This is a genomic window from Hymenobacter fastidiosus (assembly GCF_039539565.1).
Classification (GTDB): Bacteria; Bacteroidota; Bacteroidia; order Cytophagales; family Hymenobacteraceae; genus Hymenobacter; species Hymenobacter fastidiosus.
Genome location: NZ_BAABDJ010000001.1, coordinates 67,493 through 85,114, shown reverse-complemented (window position 1 = coordinate 85,114; position 17,622 = coordinate 67,493). Strand labels below are relative to the sequence as shown.

Below are 17,622 nucleotides of genomic sequence, written 5' to 3'. Positions count from 1 at the left end.
TCCCGGCGCTTATCCGCTATTTTGCACCCTGCTATTCCCCTCTCCTATGCCTGCCACCTTCCGCATCTATTCCTCGTCCGCCGGCTCCGGCAAAACCTACCAGCTGACCAAGGAATACCTGAAGCTGGCGCTGGGCTCGGAAGACCCGGCTTATTTCAAGAGCATCCTGGCCATCACCTTTACCAACGACGCGGCCGGGGAAATGAAGGAGCGTATTATCGGGGCCCTGCGGCGGTTTGCTTATCCTACCGAAGGTCAGGCCGAACCGCTGCTGGCCGAAGTGACGGCCGAGCTGTGGGCCGCCGGGCAGCTGCCGCGCCGCCTCGATACCGCAGCCGAACAGCAGCAGGAAGTGCAGCGCCGGGCCCAGGAAACCTTCCGGCTGGTGCTCTACCACTACGCCGATTTCGCCGTCAGCACCATCGACTCCTTCGTGCAGCGCATCGTGACGGCCTTTACCCGGGAGCTGGGCCTGCCGGCCACCTTTGAGGTGGAGCTGGATACCGAGGCCGTGCTGCAAAGCGCCGTGGCCGTACTGCTCGACAAGGTGAACCGCGACCCCAACTCGGCGCTGCTGTCGAAAACGCTGGCGGAGTACGCGCTGGGCAAGGCCGAGGAAGGCAAAAGCTGGAATACGCTGCCCGACGAGCTGGTGAAGTTCGGCAAGTACCTGTTCAACGAAAGCGTGCACGAAGCCGTGGGCCAGCTCCAGCTGCTGACGATGCAGGACTTCCGCCGCCTCCACGAAGCTATTCGCAAGCGCCGGCAGGAGATTGAGGCTGAAGTGCAGCTGGCGGCGCAAAAGGCGCTGGATGCCATCAGCAGCCAGGGGCTGGAGCCGGCGCAGCTGGCGGGCGGAGCCAACGGCGTGTACACACACTTCTCCAAGTGGGCGCGCTGGCTCGAAGACGGCAACACCCCTACCGCTACCGCCAGCAAAGTGGCCGACTCGGGCAAGTGGAGCAGCGGGGCTGGCGACAAGGAGCCGTTCAAAAGCCGCATCGAAGCCATCAGGCCCACGCTGCACGACGCCTTCCGGGACCTGGAGCAGCTGCGGGCTCTGCACCTGCCCGGCTACTTATTGCTGAGCGGGATGCAGCCCTACCTGTTTCATGCCTCCCTGCTGAGCGAGCTGAGCAAGATTGTGGACCAGCTGAGCCGGGAGCGGAACGTGGTGCTCATCAGCGAATTCAACCGCCGTATTGCCAGCATCGTCCTCACCGAGCCGGTACCGTTTCTCTACGAGCGGCTCGGCGACCGGTACCAGCACCTGCTCATCGACGAGTTTCAGGATACCTCCGTGCTGCAGTGGAACAACCTGCTGCCGCTGGTCGAAAACGCCGTATCGACCGACAACCTGAGCCTGGCCGTAGGCGACGCCAAGCAGGCCATCTACCGCTGGCGGGGCGGGGAAATGGAGCAGATTCTGCGCCTGCACAAGGGCGAAACCGAACACCTGTATAAGCGCGCCACCGACCCCGAGATGCAGGAGCTGCTGCGCGAGCGGTACCTGACGCTGGACCAGACCCTGGAATCGGTGTCGCTGAATACCAACTTCCGCTCGGCGGCGGAGATTATCGGGTTCAACAACGACTTCTTCGCCCAGGTGAGCCGGACGCACCCGCAGTTTGGGCTGGTGCAGGGAATTTATGACGAAGGATTCAAGCAGGAAGTACCTCACCCCTCGCCCCCCTCTCCTAAGCAAGAGGGGGCCAGGGGGGGTGAGGCCGGCCACGTCGAAATCCTCTTCACCCAAAACGATGCGCCGGCCCGCCACTTCTCCCCCACTGCCAGCGCGTACACCGGTGAGATGCTGCCCGGCCACCGCGAAGGCGCTACGCTGGACTACGACGAAAGCACGCTCTACCTGACTTTGCAGCTGGTGGAGCAGGCCCTGCGCGACGGCTTCGAGCTGCGCGACGTGGCCGTGCTCTGCCGCACGCGCAACAGCAGCCGGCTGGTGGCCAAGTTTCTGAAGGAGCGCGGCTATGCCATTATTTCGGCCGACTCCCTGTCCCTGGAATTCGCGGAGGTGGTGAACCTGCTGGTGGCCATTTTCCGGGTGCTGAATCAGCCCATTGATACCCTGTCGCGGGCCGAGGCGTTGCTGCTGGTGGATAAAGTAGTGCGGCGGCTGGCACCCACGCCGGCCCGGGCCCGGATCATCGGGGAGCTGGCGAAGGAGGAAGCGGCCGAGCCCTTTTTCGACCACCTGCGCGAGCTGGGCTACGACGTGCAGGAGCACGAGGTCGGCAACCTGGGCCTGTACGAGCTGACCGAGCGGCTTATCGGCACGTTCGGGCTGCTGGGGCGCAACGGCGAGAGTGAGTACCTGTTCCGCTTCCTCGACCTGACCCTGGAATACAGCCTGCGCTTCGGCAACAACCTCAACAACTTCCTCGCCTACTGGGACCAGCGCAAAAGCGCCCTGAGCATCAACGCCCCCGGCGGCCGCGACGCCATTACCATCACCACGGTGCACAAGGCTAAGGGCCTGGCCTACGGCGTGGTCATCGTGCCCTTTGCCGACTGGAGCCTGGAGCCCCACCGCAACACCCTGCTCTGGGGCCGGCTGGCCGAGGAAGATAAGCCGCTAAGCCAGATGCCGGCCGTGGCCGTGGTGCCGCTCAGCAGCGCCCTGACGCACACGCCACTGGCCGCCCAGTACACCGAGGAGCGGGAAAAAACCTTCCTCGAAGGCCTCAACATGCTCTATGTGGCCTTCACCCGCCCCCGCCACCGACTCTACGCCATTGCCGAGCGGCCCCGCCCCACCAAAGCCGCCGCCGACGATGCGCCGGTAGCCGCGGCCCGCACCGTGAGCCAGCTGCTGCACCGCTTTTTGGTCGATACCAACCAATGGGACGACGAGCAGGTGGCTTTCGTACTGGCCCGGGGCAGCGGGGCCAAAAGCCAAAAACCAAAAACCAAAACCGAGAAACCTACCGACTATCCGCTCCTGAATCTGGCTACCGCGCCCTGGGAGGAGCGGCTGCGCCTGCGCCGCCACGCCAGCACGGTGTTCGACTTCGACGAGCAGCAGGTGCGCAACGAGTGGAACCGCAAGCTGCACTACGCCCTGCGCCGCCTCGTGCTGGCCTCGGATGTGGAGCGCGTGGCCACCCAGCTCGTAGCCGAAGGCTTGATTAGCCTGCGCGAGAAGCCGGAGCTGGTAGCCAAGCTGCGGCAGGTGGTCACCAACCCGGCCCTGGCCCGGTATTTCAGCCCGGAGGTATCGGTGGAGACGGAGCGGGAAATATTGGTGGGCGGCGTGAAGCTGCGCGACTACAAGCCCGACCGGGTAGTGTTTGAGGCGCTCAGCGGGGCCCGCAGCCGCGCCGGAATCCGCGTCACGCTGCTGGACTTTAAAATTCCGCCGCCCCAAGACCAGCACCGCCAGCACCTGCAGCAGTACGCTAAGCTATTCCGGCAGCTGCGCTACCACGAGGTGCAGTGCGTGCTCTACTACTTTGATACGGAAGAGGTAGTGGTGTTCTAGGACCAAAAAACTCGTCTGTCATCCTGAACGCAGCGGAGCGGAGTGAAGGACCTTCCTCTTCGTCACTGCCAAACTCCTTTCAATGCCCAAAGCCCTTTTCCGCACGCAACGGATAAGGGCTTTGCTCAATTAAAATGATGTCCGGGCTATCCGAGGAAGGTCCTTCGCGCTGCGTACGCCAGATGAAGGATGACAGAATAAGCAACGCGTCCTGCCTACCTTGTGGCCCCGCCCATTTTCTCTGCTATGTCCGACAAACGCCAGGCTGCTCTCGGGTTTATCTTTGTTACGCTACTGCTGGACGTGATTGGTTTTGGCATCATCATTCCGGTGCTGCCCAAGCTGATTGGCCAGTTTCTGGGCGGGCACCTCACGCCGGCTGAGCGGCTGAGTGAGGCGGCCCGGTACGGCGGCTGGCTGATGTTTGCCTTTGCCAGCATGCAGTTCCTGTTTTCACCGGTGCTGGGCAACCTCTCCGACCAGTTCGGGCGGCGGCCGGTGCTGCTGGTGGCCCTGTTCGGCTTCGGCCTCGATTACCTGTTTCTGGCCTTCGCGCCCAGCCTGGGATGGCTGTTCGTGGGGCGCATCATTGCGGGCATCACCGGGGCCAGCTTCTCCACGGCTTCGGCCTACATCGCCGATATCAGCCCACCCGAAAAGCGGGCCCAGAACTTTGGCCTGATTGGCGCGGCCTTCGGGCTGGGCTTCATCATCGGGCCGGTAATCGGGGGGTTGCTGGGGCAGTATGGGCCGCGGGTACCGTTTCTGGCCGCCGCCGGGCTCACGCTCTGCAACTGGCTCTACGGCTACTTCATCCTGCCCGAGTCCCTGGACCAGGACCACCGCCGCCGCTTCGACTGGAAACGGGCCAACCCGGTGGGCTCCCTGCGGCAGCTTCAGCGCTACCCGGTGATTCTGGGGATGGTGGGCTCCCTGGTTATGATCTACCTGGCGGGCCACGCCACGCAGAGCACCTGGGCGTACTACACCATGTACAAGTTCGGCTGGACGGAGAAGTGGGTGGGCTATTCCCTGGGGGCCGTGGGCCTGATGACGGCCCTGGTGCAGGGCCTGCTGATTCGGGTGGTCAATCCGAAGCTGGGACCGAAACGCTCGGTGTTTATCGGCTTGGGCTTGTACGCGGTGGGGTTCGTGCTGTTTGCCTTTGCCGATAAGGGCTGGCTGATGTTTGCCTTCCTGGTGCCCTACTGCCTGGGCGGCATTGCCGGTCCGGCCCTGCAGGGCATCATGTCGGGGCAGGTGCCGGCCAATGAACAGGGCGAGCTGCAGGGGGCGCTGACCAGCCTGGTCAGCCTCACCGCCATTGTGGGCCCGCCGATGATGACCAACCTGTTCTCGTTTTTCACCGGGCCCGAAGCCCCCGTGCATTTCCCCGGCGCGGCCTTTCTGACCGGGGCGGTGTTCACGGTCATCAGTATGCTGCTGGCTATGCGCTCCTTGGCTAATTACGTAGTGCCCGCTGCTACGTCGGGGGCTAGGGAGCTGGTGGAGCCCAATGCCACGGAGGCGCATCGGTAAAGGGCCGCTGTTTTCCCGCAATCAGCCTGCGCCGAAACAGGACAAGCTCAGCCGGAGCCAGGTATGCGGGCAGCGCTATTCACCGGTTCAGAAAGTCCTTCACTTTCGGGTGGGTGAGCCGCTTGTATGCGAACAGCAGCATTCCCGCCACCATCAGCGTCGTACTGATAATCAGCAGCGTATCCCCAGGTACCCAGTGCATGATCTTGAACAGCGCTCCGACCAGTTGGAGGCAAAAACCCAGAACAAACAGAATAAGGCCGTATTTCGCTTTCATAAAAAAGTATTGCAGGCCTTTGGTGGCAGGAGGCAATATCGAGGTATTGTCTTCGGCTATTTCCCCACCGCTTACTTTTAAGCCTTCTCTGGCCTCTTGAACGGCTACGATTCCGGATTACCCGCTATGCCCGTCACTTCCCCAACTCCTACTACCGTCGCCACCACCTCTTTCCTGGCCCAGATGGCCCGCGAGCTGACCACGCGCTACGCCCCGGACGACCTCTCGGAGCTGGTGGTGGTGGTGCCTACCCGGCGGGCGGTGGTGTATTTGAAAAACGAGCTGGCCATGGCCACCGGCGCGGGCGAGGCGCTGTGGAGCCCGCGCGTGGCGGCCATGGAAGACTACATGGTGGAGCTGGCCGGCGTGCAGGTCGAGGAGCCCATCACGCTTCAGCTCATGTTGTTCGACATCCTGCGCGACATCGACCCGAGCCTGGACTTCGACCGGTTCGTGGGCTGGTCGGCGCTCCTGCTCCAGGACTTCTCCAGCCTCGACCAGAACCTGGCCGTGCCGGCCAAGGTGTTTGAGTACCTGTCGCAGGCCAAGGCGCTGGAGCGCTGGGAGCTGTCGAAGGACCCCGCGCCCCAGTCGATGACGGGGGCCTACTTCAAGTTCTGGGACGACCTGGAAAAGGTGTACCGGGAGCTGCGTAAGCGCATGATCAAAGAGCACGTGGCCTACCCCGGCCTGGCCTACCGGCTGGCGGTGGATAAGCTCACGGCCCGTATCAACCAGGGTGAAGAGCTGCCCCAGCACGTGTTTCTGGGGTTGGGCTACCTCTCCCGGGCCGAGGAAAAGCTGATTCAGCTGCTGCTCAAAGAGCGTCGGGCCGAGGTGCGCTTCGACGGCGACGCGTTTTACCTGGACCAGGATTCACCCAACCGCGCCGGCCAGCACCTGCGCCGCTACCGCCAGCGCTGGGAGCTGCCTAATGAGGTGTTTGGCGGTCCGGCCAACCTGCTGCGCGGGCTGGAGCGGGAGGTGCGCTTCGTGGGCGTGGCCAATGCCAGCATGCAGGGCAAAGTGGCCGGCCAGCTCCTGGCCGAAGCCCGCCAGCGCCACCCCACCGGCACCGTGGCCATCGTGCTGCCCGACGAAACCCTGCTGCTGCCCGTGCTCCACGGCCTGCCCCCCTCCGTGGTGCCCGACTACAACGTGACCATGGGTCTGAGCTTCCAGAGCACGCCCCTGTTCAACCTCGTGGATCTGCTGTTTGAAGTCCACCTCACCGGCATCCGCGAGGGCGCCGACGGCCAGGACTACGGCGTGCCCCGCTACCACCACCTGGCCGTGACCAAGCTGCTGGGCCACCCGTTTCTGCGCCGCTTCCAGCTCTGGCAGAACCGCCAGGAAAACGAGCCCCGGTACCACGGGCTGCTGGATAAGGTGTGCCGCGAAATCGTGCGGCGCAACGCCGTGCTGCTGCCCGCCACTGAGCTGGAAGAGCTGGGCCAGCACCACCCGCTCATTGAGGCCCTGTTCAAAACCTGGGACACCTGCGACGACATCATCGCGGCCTGCTACACGCTCATCAACCTGCTCAAACAGGTGTACCAGGACCAGCATTCGGCCATCGAGGCGGAGTACCTGTACCTGTTTTATACCCTGGTCAAGCGGCTCGATTCGGTGTTCGACTGCCGGGAGCAGCGGCTGTCGGTGCGCTCCTTCCGCCGCTTCCTCTACGACCAGATGACCAGCACCCGCCTGCCCTTCAGCGGGGAACCCATTGCCGATATTCAGGTGATGGGCCTGCTCGAAACCCGGGCCCTGGACTTCGACCACGTCATCATCCTGAGCTGCAACGAGAACGTGCTGCCGGCGCCCAAGCGCCACGGCTCCCTGTTTCCCTACGACCTGCTCAGCCAGTTTCAGCTGCCCACCTACGCCGACCACGAAGCCGCCACCGCCTACACCTTCTGGCGCCTGCTCCAGCGCGCCCGCCACGTCGATCTGGTGCACGTGCTGCCCGGGGCCGAAGGCACCCGCACCGGCGAAAGAAGCCGCTTTCTGCTCCAGCTGGAGCACGACTTAGCTCCGCAGAACCCCAACCTCACCCTGCTCAATCTCACGGCTACGGTGGTGGAAGAGGAAGCCGTGACGGATGGCTACGAGGGCGACCTGGTGCTGGAAAAAGATGCCGAAATGCTGGCGGCTTTGCGCGCCCGGCTGGAAAACGGCCTCTCGCCCTCGGCCCTGAACGAGTACCTGAAATGCTCGCTGCGCTTCTACTTCAACCGCCTGGCCAAATTCAGCGAGAACGATGAGGTAGAGGAAAAGCTGGGCGCCGACGGCTTCGGCACGGCCGTGCACAAGGCCCTGGAAATGCTGCTGCTGCCCTTCGCCGAGGACAGCCGGGAGCTGACCGCCGACGACATTCCGAACCTGCTGCTGCGCGTGCCGAAGGAAGTGGCCGACGCCCTCTGGCAGGCCGAAGAGGAGCACCATGCCCGCCCCGACGAAGGCCTCAACCACGTGCTGGGCCAGGTGGCCGAGCAGCTCGTGCGCCGCTACCTCGAAAGCCTGCCGGCGCAGCCCAACATGCTGCCGCTGCGCATCAAAGGCCTCGAAGCCAAGCTCCACGCCACGGTATTCATATCCCTGGACGATGGCACCACCCTGCCCGTGCGCCTCATCGGCACCGCCGACCGGCTCGACGAGCTGCCCGACGGCCGCCTGCGCGTGGTGGACTACAAAACCGGGATGGTGCGGGCGGCGGAGCTCCGCCTCAACAGCAAGGGCGACGCGCCCGCCGCCCTCGAAAAGCTGCTGACGGATGGCGAATCCGGCCCGGAAAAGGTGCGGCAGCTCTGGCTCTACCGCTACATGCTCGAAAGCCAGGGCCGCCCCGCCGCCGACGCCGCCATTATGTCCCTGCGCAGCATCAGCGAAGGGCTGCTGACGGCTGATATGTCGTTTATTACCGCCGACGGCCAGCCGTTTCTCCAGGCCAGCGAGGCGCTGATTGGGAAATTAGCGAAACACATCCTGGACCCCGCCGAGCCAATCCGCAAAACCGACGATCTGAAGCGCTGTGAGTATTGCCCGTACCGGGGAATCTGTGCGCGGTAATTTAATCCGTCGTCATGCTGAGCGAAGTCGAAGCATCCCGCGTGCTGATGTTGAGTTACTAATCATAAGTCAGCACGCGAGATGCTTCGACTTCGCTCAGCATGACGTTCTTTTTTTCCTACGCCAACATTGCGCGGCACCGCGCTATATTCGCCAGCCCTACCTTTGCTTTCCACTAAAACGCGCTTTGTGCGTTTTCCTAAAACCTAACTACCATGGATGAATTCATGCAAGCCGCCATTGATGAAGCGCGCCTGGGCCGCCGGGAAGGCGGTATTCCCATCGGCTCGGTACTCGTGCGCAACGGTGCAATTGTGGCCAAAGGCCACAACAAGCGCGTGCAGGAGCTGAACCCGATTAAGCACGGCGAAATGGACTGCCTAAACAATGCCGGCCGCCAGCGCACCTACCGCGACACGGTAATTTACAGCACGCTCATGCCCTGCTTTATGTGCGCCGGCACCATCGTGCAGTTTAAAATTCCGAAGGTAATCGTGGGCGAATCCCGCACGTTCGACGGGGCCCGCGAGTTTATGGAAAGCCACGGCGTAGAAGTAGTTGACCTCGATCTGGACGAGTGCGTGCAGATGATGGCGGAATTTATCGAAGCCGAACCTACGCTCTGGAACGAGGATATTATGGAGCTGTAAGCAAATTATAAATCGAAGCTGTTTAGTAATTCGACTTTTTTTGTCGGCTGTCATCCTGAGCAGAGCGAAGGACCTTCCTCCCGCAGCCCTCTAAAACGCCTTTCAACGCACAAAATCCTTCTCCGCGCCATAGGAAAGGGCTTTGCTCGTTTAACCCGGCTTGACAGGATATCCGAGGAAGGCCCTTCGCAAGCATACGTCAGATGAAGGATGACAAACATGTTGAATTACTAAACAGACCTGTTCCCAAATACTCAAACATCCAAAAAAACAGAACGTCATGCTGAGCGAAGTCGAAGCATCTCGCGTGCTGATGTCTGATTGCTAATTCCAGCGTCAGCACGCGAGATGCTTCGACTTCGCGGACGCCAGATGAAGCATGACGCCTCCTTTTTAGTATTTGGGAACAACTCTAACAGCTTCATCTTCTGCTGATCAAAAAGCCCTGGCAAATCAGCATTAATTCAGTAAAATACTGGATGTAATTGTCATTTTTTTTAATCGAGCACCCTCTACTTGCCTGGCCAAAAATCTGCCTGGGCTATAGCATCAAAACAGCAATACCCCCGACAATGGCTTGTCGGGGGTATTGCTGTTTCAGGAATCGACCAAACTAGTCAGCCGACTGATCTTTCTTTGGACGACCACGACGGGCTCCGGTGGTACCGGTAGAAGCGGCCCGGGGCTTACGCTCTTTGCGCTCCGGGGAATAAGCCGGATCGAGGATGGCGTTCATCTCATCGAGCAGGGTACGCACTTTATCCATGCTCTTGCGAACCTGGCTCAGCACTAGCTCGTTGCTCTCCGCGCTTTTCAGAAGCTGCTGAAATTTATTCAAATCTGTTGTTGCCATGGTAAATTTTGTGGGTTGTGCCTTTTTAATTTCTGAAACAAAGAAACTACAAATTTCCTTACGCCCAATCACTAACCAGGTTGCCGGACTAAAAAAATAAATCCTGATAAAAATAATTTACGCTTTCCTTCCCAATGGCAGAATGGATATCGTAAAAAATAGCCTCTGCTAATTACCGCCAGCCAGCAGTGCAGAACATTACATTTTTTTACAACGAGTAGCCCGTTCTATAGTGCTGAATTACTTCTCTGAAAATGATCATCCGTTACAGCGGTTTCGGAAGCGGTGGACCGGTCATTGGCTCCGGTCCGGCGGCTTTTTCAGCCGTCGGGCCGGTCGAAGTTCGCGGATATTGGTTCATGCTGGCGGGTTGTTCTGGCGGCGACCGGCCCGACGGCTGAAAAAGCCGCCGGACCGGAGCGTACACCAATCATGAACCCGCTGTAAGAGTAAAACAGCTGTCCCTTTTTGAGGCAGTCAGCCATCATCCCGGGCTCTTTTTCCTGGCTCAGCGACTTCGTTTTTACGCCCCGCAACAAATGACTGCGGTACGTTTCAACTGCTTTTCTCTCGCTGTTCCCCCGGCCCCGCTCGCAGGAGATGTGCAGCAGCGCGGCCCTGAACTGCCCGGCCCGACGAAGGACAGGGGAGGTTATTTTTCCGGTTTCACACCCAGTTAATACCCCTTTTTGAGTATCATGCGTTGAGGTAGAAGGGTCGGGGTCACGGTGAAGCGGGGCCGACCAACCGCTACTGTTTAGTCAATGCCCAAAAATTACCTTCATCGGCTGCTGCGTCCTCTGTTGCTGTGGCGTCTGCGTCACGTCAACGACCGGGTCTACCTGATTCTGGTAAGCGTGCTGGTTGGGGCCCTGGCGGGACTGGCGGCGGTAGCCGTAAAAACCTCGGTCCACGAGGTGCAAACCCTGCTCTACGCCTGGGTGCCGGAGCAGGACCGCGTGTTTGCCCTTTTCCTCTACCCCATTATCGGCATTGCCCTGACGGTGATTTTCACCCGCTATTTTCTCAATGGCACCCTGAGCCGGGGCATCGGCCCCATCATCTACAACATTGCCCGGCAAAGCAGTATCGTGCCGCGCAGCAAGCTCTACTCGCAGCTCATCACCTCCTTTCTGACGGTTTCCTTCGGCGGATCGGCGGGTCTGGAAGCCCCTATTTCCGTTACGGGCTCGGCGCTGGGCTCCAACCTGGGCCGGATTCTGCGGGTGGGCCAGCGCGAGCGGCGCCTGCTGGTCGGCTGCGGGGCCGCGGCGGGCGTGGCGGCCATCTTCAACAGCCCCATTGCGGGGGTGCTGTTCGCGGTGGAAGTTATCCTCTCCGAGCTATCGGCCCCCTTCTTCATTCCCCTGCTGATTTCCTCAGCCACGGCCACGGTGGTTTCCAAAGCCCTGTACGCGGGTCAGCCCTTCGTACTCATTACCAGTAGCTGGCCGGTGGAGGGCATTCCGTTTTATCTGCTGCTGGGACTGTTTACGGCCCTGCTGTCGGTATACATGATCCGGATCTACTTCTGGTCCGACAAGTTCTTTGAGCGCTGGCACGGCACGTTCCGCAAGGTGGTGCTGGGCGGGTTCGGGCTGGGCATTATGGTATTCCTGTTTCCGCCGCTGTACGGCGAGGGCTACAACATCGTGCAGCTCATGCTCAGCGGGCAGCCCGAGCACCTGATCGACAATTCCATCTTCTCGGTGTACCGCGACGAAAACGTGTGGATCCTGCTGCTGGTAGCCGCGGCCAGTATGCTGCTCAAGGTGTTTGCTACCTGCGTCACGGTGGGCTCGGGCGGCAACGGGGGCATGTTCGGCTCGTCCCTGTTTGCCGGGGCGCTGATGGGCTTCATCGTTGCCCGCCTTATCAACCTGAGCGGGGTGTATCCGATTTCGGAGGTGCATTTCATCGTGCTGGGCATGGCCGGCACGCTGGCCGGGGTGATTCATGCCCCGCTCACGGCCATCTTCCTGATTGCGGAAATCACCGGGGGCTACGCCCTGTTCGTGCCGCTGATGGTGGTTTCGTCCAGCTCTTACCTGATCACCAAGTACTTCGAGCCGTACTCCGTGTACACCCGCAAGCTCGTGACCCGGGGCGTGCATATGCACGCCGACCGCGACCGGGGCCTGCTGTCCCAGCTTGATCCGCTTTCCCTGGTTCAGACCGACTACGTGCAGGTGCATCCCGAGAGCACCCTGGGGGAGCTGGTGACCGTGTTTCGCCACGCCCACCGCAACCTGTTTCCGGTGGTCGACGACGGGGGCCGCCTGGTGGGCATCGTCACGCTCGATACCGTACGCGACGCGCTGTTCGACGACGAGCACTACACCACCACCCGGGTGCGCGACCTGATGACCCCGCCCCCGGCCATTGTCAACCCCGACGATACCATGCTCGACACGCTGCGCTGCATGGAGCAGCTGGACGTGTACGCCCTGCCCGTTTCCAGCAACGGCCGCTACGTGGGCTTCATCCGCAAGTCCGTCATCCTCTCCAACTACCGCCGGCAACTGCTGAAGGAAACCGAGTGAGTTGCCCGTTGTGAGTTGCCAGTTGCCAGTTGCCCGTTGTGAGTTGCCAGTTGCCAGTTACCAGTTGTGAGTTGCCAGTTGCCAGTTGCCAGTATCTAACGGCCAGCAGAACAACCTAGCAACTGGCAACTGGCAACAGGCAACTCACAACAGGCAACTCAATACTCCCCCAGCTCCGGCTCTTCGCGGGCCAGCAGCAGGCCAATCATCATCAGGATGCCGGTGAGCAGGATGACGATGAAGAGGATATTTTCACTGACTTCGCCAATGGAATGCTGCGGCGGAATGCTGTAGAACAGCAGAATGGTGATCAGGCCCTTGGGGGCAATGAACAGCTCGGGAATAAGGCTGGTGCGGGCAACGAAGCGCAGGTAGAGGTAGCGAATAAGCGTGAGCACGGCCACAATCAGTAGCCCCTGCACCAGCAGAGTGACGCTGATCAGGCTGCTGATGGTAATGGAAAACCCGAACAGCAGAAAGAAGAACGTGCGAATCAGAAAGGCCGACTCGGCGGTGATGCTCTTGAACTGGTGCAGCTCGCCGGCCAGCCGCTCGGGCCGGAACCAGCGCTGCAGCGGGCCTTTCAGAAACAGCTCCGCGTTGTTCACGGCCAGCCCGAATACCAGCACCACCAGCAGCGACGAGAGGTGCAGCTTTTTGGCGAGGCTGTAGATCAGGATCAGGAAGGCGAAAATCAGAAAGAACTTGATGTGCAGCCGGATCCGGTCGAGCAGAAACGCCAGCACGGCCGTGCTAACCACCGCCACCAGGGCCACGGCCACCACGTCGCGGGAAAAGGTGATGACGGAAATGCCCTGGGCGAAATCATCCTGCAGGGCAAAGTTGAAGAACATGATGCCCAGGATATCGGAAAACGTGCTTTCGTACACGATGAACTCCTGCTTTTCGCCCAGCAGGTTGGCCACGCTGGGAATGGCAATGGCGCTGCTGATAACGGCCAGGGGCACGGCATTGACCAGACAAGTCTGGAGCGGCGCCCCCACGTAGGCGTGCAGCAGCAGCGCAATGGCCCCGGCCTGTACCACCAGCATCAAAGACGCGGCCAGGAAAGACCGGCGAATCAGGGGGGCCTTGTCACGGCTGAGCTTGAGGTCCATGGCGCCTTCCAGCACAATCATAATCAGACCGATGATGCCGAATAGCTGCAGCACCACCGGCGGAATCCGGATGACCGCATCAGTGTAGTCGGCGGCCTGACGCAGGGCAATGCCGGTGAGCAGCAGCATAAGCACCGACGGCACCTTGGTGGCGCGGGCCGCGAGGTCGAACAGGTAAGACAGGATGACGGCAATGCTCAGCCCGATCAGAATAGTATACGGCCCCATAAGCGCTGGTTTGGTGTAACGATCAGCCCGGCTATACGGCCGCGGCAGTTTTTTTGCTGATTCCAGCCCGTAGTCCGCAACGAGCCACCCGAAACCGGCAGCTCACAACGGCAGCCCGCGTACCTTGCGGCCGGTTTACTGCGGCGTATGTCTTCTTTTGTTGCCATTATCGGGGGTGGTCCGGCCGGACTGCTGGCGGCCCAGCACTTAGCTGAAGCCGGCCACCGCGTGCGGGTATACGAGGCCCAGGCCACGGTGGGGCGCAAGTTTCTGGTAGCCGGGCACGGCGGCTTCAACCTGACCAACGCCGAGCCGGGGGCGGCTTTTGAAACCCGTTACGGCCCGCGTCAGAACCACTTTGCCCGGTTTCTGACCCACTTCTCCCCCACTGATCTGCGCCACTGGGTAGCCGGCCTGGGGCTGGAAACCTTCGTGGGCACCAGCGGCCGGGTGTTTCCGACGGCCAGCTACAAACCGGCGGAGCTGCTCCGCGCCTGGCTGCTCCGGCTGCAGGCCCTGGGCGTCGAAATCGATACGCGCCACCGCTGGCTGGGCTTCACCGCTGCGGGACTACGGCTGCGCGATGAGAGAACCCGGCAGGAGTTCGGGGTCCAGCCCGCCGCCACCGTCCTGGCCCTGGGCGGAGCCAGCTGGGCCAAAACCGGTTCGGATGGGCAATGGGTCGCCGCTTTTGAGGAAATCGGGGTGCGGTGCGTGCCCTTCGCCCCGGCCAACTGCGGGGCGGAAGTAGCGTGGTCGGCCTTTTTGCGGGCAAAAACCGGCCGGGTACCGCTCAAGAACGTGGCCCTGAGCTGCGGCGGCCCGCTGATTCGCGGCGAAATCATGCTCACGGACTATGGCCTGGAAGGTACGCCGGTCTACGCCCTGACGCCCGCGCTGCGGACCGCGTTGGCCACCGCAAACCCGGCGCCGCTCCTGCTCAACCTCAAGCCCGACCTGACGCCGGAGCAGCTCCGGGAAAAGCTGCGGAAGCCCCGCGGGGGTAAGTCGCTGGCGGCATTCCTGGAGCAAACCCTGCGCCTGGGCCACCCTGTCCCGACGCTGCTGCGGGAGCTGGCGCCGGCGGAGGCCACCGCCACGCCCGAAGCCCTGGGCCACCTGCTGCACCACTTACCGGTGCCCGTAACGGGGCTGCGGCCGCTGGACGAGGCTATATCCACGGCCGGCGGCGTGGCCTGGGAAGAGGTGGACGAGCAGCTGATGCTGGGCCGCCGCCCCGGCACATTCGTGGCCGGCGAAATGCTGGACTGGGAAGCCCCCACGGGCGGCTACCTGCTCCAGGGCTGCTTCAGCACCGGGGCCTGGGCCGCCCGGGGCGTGCAGGCATGGCTGGCGGCGCGGTAATGCGGGGGCAGGTTACGCCTGAAAAGCCAGCGCGCTGTGCGGATCGAAGCCGAAGCCTGGCCGGAAAACAGCACCCAGGTTACTGGTCCGGGGAAGCTGCTGTAGCAGGATCAGCCTGGTTTTTCCTATTCTTCTTCGATCCGCACACTCCGGGCTTCGGCGGCGGCCAGGATTGCTTTGGCCTCGGCCAGGGCCTGTTCGCCGCCATTCATTTCCTTGCGGTAGAGCAGGGCAAACAGGATGAAGAACGAGACGATGGGCAGCACCCAGCCCAGGACAAACCACAGCCAGAACGAGCGGCCGTAGCTGTAAGCGCAATACCCCGTGGTAAGGGGTAAAAACGACAGGGCACACGCAAAAGCCAGAATGATATCGAAAAACATGGCAGGGCAACGGCTGGGTCTCCGAAGTTACACCCGTTGCCGACTATTCACAAGCCGGGGCGGGGGTTTCTGCTCTCATAACCTGATCGGGCCATCGTTGTTGAGCGAAGCCCGGCAGAATCTTACGGCCCGCCCGCCCCACCTTCCGCGGCGTTTTCCCGTACCTTCCGGTTCACGCCCTTTCCACCCGCCCGTTTGCCCCGCCCCCAATTGCCCATGTGGGACCACCAAAGCCTGTTTCGCGTCACGGCCCAACTCTTTGCCGATGGTGTTTTCAATCTGCTCGACCGTAATCTGAAGCCCGAGGTTTTTCTGCTCGGCCTGGCTTCCGCCCGCGAAACCGACGAGCCCCAGGCCGTAGTCGTTGAGCCCCCGGGCCACCGCTACCAGCCCGCTGATTTTGCCGACGTGAAATTCCGCGCCGCCGCCCTGGAGCCCGACGGCCCCCGCGAAGTGGTTTATCACCTGCACCCCACCGACCACGACCGGTTTGAGAAGCTGCGCTGGTACGACCTGATGCGCAGCGCCACCGAGCAGCTGCTCCAGGGCCTGATTGAGCACCACGGGGAAGACCGCATCAGCTTCTGCTCCCTGCCGGTGAGTCTGAACGGCTACCTGGTGGTGGTGGTGCTGCAGCTTTCGGCCGAAACCTACCACAGCTACTATGCCCTGCCACCCCAGGTGGGCCTGCGGTCCAACTCATTGCTGTCGGCGGCGGTGCAGGAGTTTTTGCAGGACTGCTCCCGGGGCCTGCGCGAAACGGACCTCGACGACGACCGGCCCGTGCTGGACCGCGACTACAACGAAGTGCTCCGCGCCGCCGGCCGCCGCTTCATGCTGCGGCCCGCCGCCGGCAACCACGGCCTTTACGATGCCTGCAATGGCGTGGCGGCCCTGCGCCACGAGGGCGACGAAGGCATCGGCACCATGCTGGTGGCCCGCCGCCACCACCCGGCTGTGGTCCCAGTGCTGACCCTGGAAAGCCCCATTACCCTGCGCGACCACCGCTCTATCCGCAAGCTGCTGGAGCTGAGCGAGGACCGCACTGCCCTGATCACGGATGCCTCCAATGTGTTCGGTCTGGGACACCTCGTCGATTCCACCGATCCGCACTACGAGCCCCTGTTTACCGTTCACTTTACCAAGCACTACAGCTGGGACCTGAGCCACAACGGGCAGGTGATGATGAAGGTAGTGACCAACACGCCCCGCCTGCCCCAGGGGCGGGTAGATGAGCAGAATTTCACCCGCGCCATTCACCGCGTGTTTCCGGCCGTGGACGCCGCCGGCATTGCCTACCTCTGGGAGCTGACCCAGAAAGCCAGCCGGCAAACCAACGGCACCATCCTGGTTATCTCCGAGGGCGCGGCCAGGGAAGCGGTGCGCCTCACCCGCCAGTGCTTCCGCGTGACGCCCCGCATCATGACGCCCTCGGTGCTGCGCCTGGTCACCAACATCGACGGGGCGGTGTTTATCGATCCGGCCGGCACCTGCTACGCCATCGGGGCCATTCTCGATGGCCTGGCTACCGAAAAGGGCGACTCCTCCCGCGGCTCCCGCTACAATTCGGCCCTGCGCTACGTGGAAAGCAGCCGCTACGCCTGCATTGCCATCGTAGTCAGCGAAGATGGCCTGATTGACCTGCTGCCGCCGATGAAGCGGTGAACCTGTTTGGGGTTTCGGTTTTTTCGTCGTTTGTCATCCTTCATCTGGCGTCCGCTTGCGAAGGACCTTCTCACGACTGCTCATGTTGGCCTAATTCCAAGTGGTACGGACGTGATAAGGTCCTTCGCTCCGCTCAGGATGACAGCTTTTTCGAAACCCTAAACAGCCTCGGTAACATTTTTTAATGTGCGAATGATTAATGTGGGGAATGGGCTAAAGGAGCTGTTTAGGAAGTTGAAAAAGCTGTCATCCTGAGCAGAGCGAAGGACCTTATCACGGCTGAATGGTACTCGCTTGACAAAATACCAGGCGTGATAAGGTCCTTCGCTCTGCTCAGGATGACAAACGCTTAAAAAAACCCGAATTACTAAACAGCTTCAAATGTAGTTCTGTCATTTAGCCCATTCTCCACATTAATCATTCGCACATT

The 17,622-nt window shown here is 61.6% G+C and carries 11 protein-coding genes; 7 read left to right on the top strand and 4 right to left on the bottom strand.

Features of this window, described 5'->3' with window-relative positions:
- Window positions 1-46 precede the first annotated feature (46 nt).
- Together ABD833_RS00340 and ABD833_RS00335 are read left to right on the top strand one after the other, a co-directional pair.
- Window positions 47-3,499 (top strand): UvrD-helicase domain-containing protein, encoded by a 3,453-nt coding sequence (locus tag ABD833_RS00340; protein ID WP_345070197.1) that lies wholly within the window; start codon window positions 47-49, stop codon window positions 3,497-3,499.
- 246 nt (window positions 3,500-3,745) lie between these two features.
- The gene (locus ABD833_RS00335; protein WP_345070196.1) at window positions 3,746-5,038 is read left to right on the top strand and encodes a TCR/Tet family MFS transporter; all 1,293 of its coding nucleotides are present in this window, start codon (window positions 3,746-3,748) and stop codon (window positions 5,036-5,038) included.
- A 79-nt stretch (window positions 5,039-5,117) separates the two neighbouring features.
- On the opposite strand, the gene ABD833_RS00330 is transcribed toward ABD833_RS00335, so the two are convergent.
- Window positions 5,118-5,315, bottom strand: a complete 198-nt coding sequence (locus tag ABD833_RS00330; RefSeq protein WP_345070195.1) for a GldL-related protein — start codon at window positions 5,313-5,315, stop codon at window positions 5,118-5,120.
- 126 nt (window positions 5,316-5,441) lie between these two features.
- On the opposite strand from ABD833_RS00330, the gene ABD833_RS00325 reads away from it, so the two are divergent.
- Window positions 5,442-8,387 (top strand): PD-(D/E)XK nuclease family protein, encoded by a 2,946-nt coding sequence (locus tag ABD833_RS00325; protein WP_345070194.1) that lies wholly within the window; start codon window positions 5,442-5,444, stop codon window positions 8,385-8,387.
- Window positions 8,388-8,602: 215 nt separating this feature from the next.
- Window positions 8,603-9,037 carry a nucleoside deaminase gene (locus ABD833_RS00320; protein WP_345070193.1) on the top strand — a complete coding sequence of 145 codons (435 nt, stop codon included), beginning with the start codon at window positions 8,603-8,605 and terminating at the stop codon, window positions 9,035-9,037.
- 613 nt (window positions 9,038-9,650) lie between these two features.
- Here ABD833_RS00320 and ABD833_RS00315 read toward each other — a convergent pair.
- The gene (locus ABD833_RS00315) at window positions 9,651-9,875 is read right to left on the bottom strand and encodes a hypothetical protein (RefSeq protein ID WP_345070192.1); all 225 of its coding nucleotides are present in this window, start codon (window positions 9,873-9,875) and stop codon (window positions 9,651-9,653) included.
- A gap of 779 nt (window positions 9,876-10,654) precedes the next feature.
- On the opposite strand from ABD833_RS00315, the gene ABD833_RS00310 reads away from it, so the two are divergent.
- Window positions 10,655-12,433: a chloride channel protein gene (locus ABD833_RS00310; protein ID WP_345070191.1), complete on the top strand. Its 1,779-nt coding sequence runs from the start codon at window positions 10,655-10,657 to the stop codon at window positions 12,431-12,433.
- Between the two features lie 158 nt (window positions 12,434-12,591).
- Here ABD833_RS00310 and ABD833_RS00305 read toward each other — a convergent pair whose 3' ends face one another.
- Window positions 12,592-13,779 (bottom strand): cation:proton antiporter domain-containing protein, encoded by a 1,188-nt coding sequence (locus tag ABD833_RS00305; protein WP_345070189.1) that lies wholly within the window; start codon window positions 13,777-13,779, stop codon window positions 12,592-12,594.
- Window positions 13,780-13,926: 147 nt separating this feature from the next.
- Here ABD833_RS00305 and ABD833_RS00300 point away from each other — a divergent pair, with 147 nt between their 5' ends.
- Window positions 13,927-15,144, top strand: a complete 1,218-nt coding sequence (locus ABD833_RS00300; protein WP_345070188.1) for a BaiN/RdsA family NAD(P)/FAD-dependent oxidoreductase — start codon at window positions 13,927-13,929, stop codon at window positions 15,142-15,144.
- 125 nt (window positions 15,145-15,269) lie between these two features.
- On the opposite strand, the gene ABD833_RS00295 is transcribed toward ABD833_RS00300, so the two are convergent.
- Complete coding sequence (locus tag ABD833_RS00295; RefSeq protein ID WP_345070187.1) at window positions 15,270-15,527, bottom strand: hypothetical protein; 258 nt, start codon at window positions 15,525-15,527, stop codon at window positions 15,270-15,272.
- Window positions 15,528-15,743: 216 nt separating this feature from the next.
- Here ABD833_RS00295 and ABD833_RS00290 point away from each other — a divergent pair, with 216 nt between their 5' ends.
- Window positions 15,744-17,192: a diadenylate cyclase gene (locus ABD833_RS00290; RefSeq protein ID WP_345070185.1), complete on the top strand. Its 1,449-nt coding sequence runs from the start codon at window positions 15,744-15,746 to the stop codon at window positions 17,190-17,192.
- Window positions 17,193-17,622: the final 430 nt, after the last annotated feature.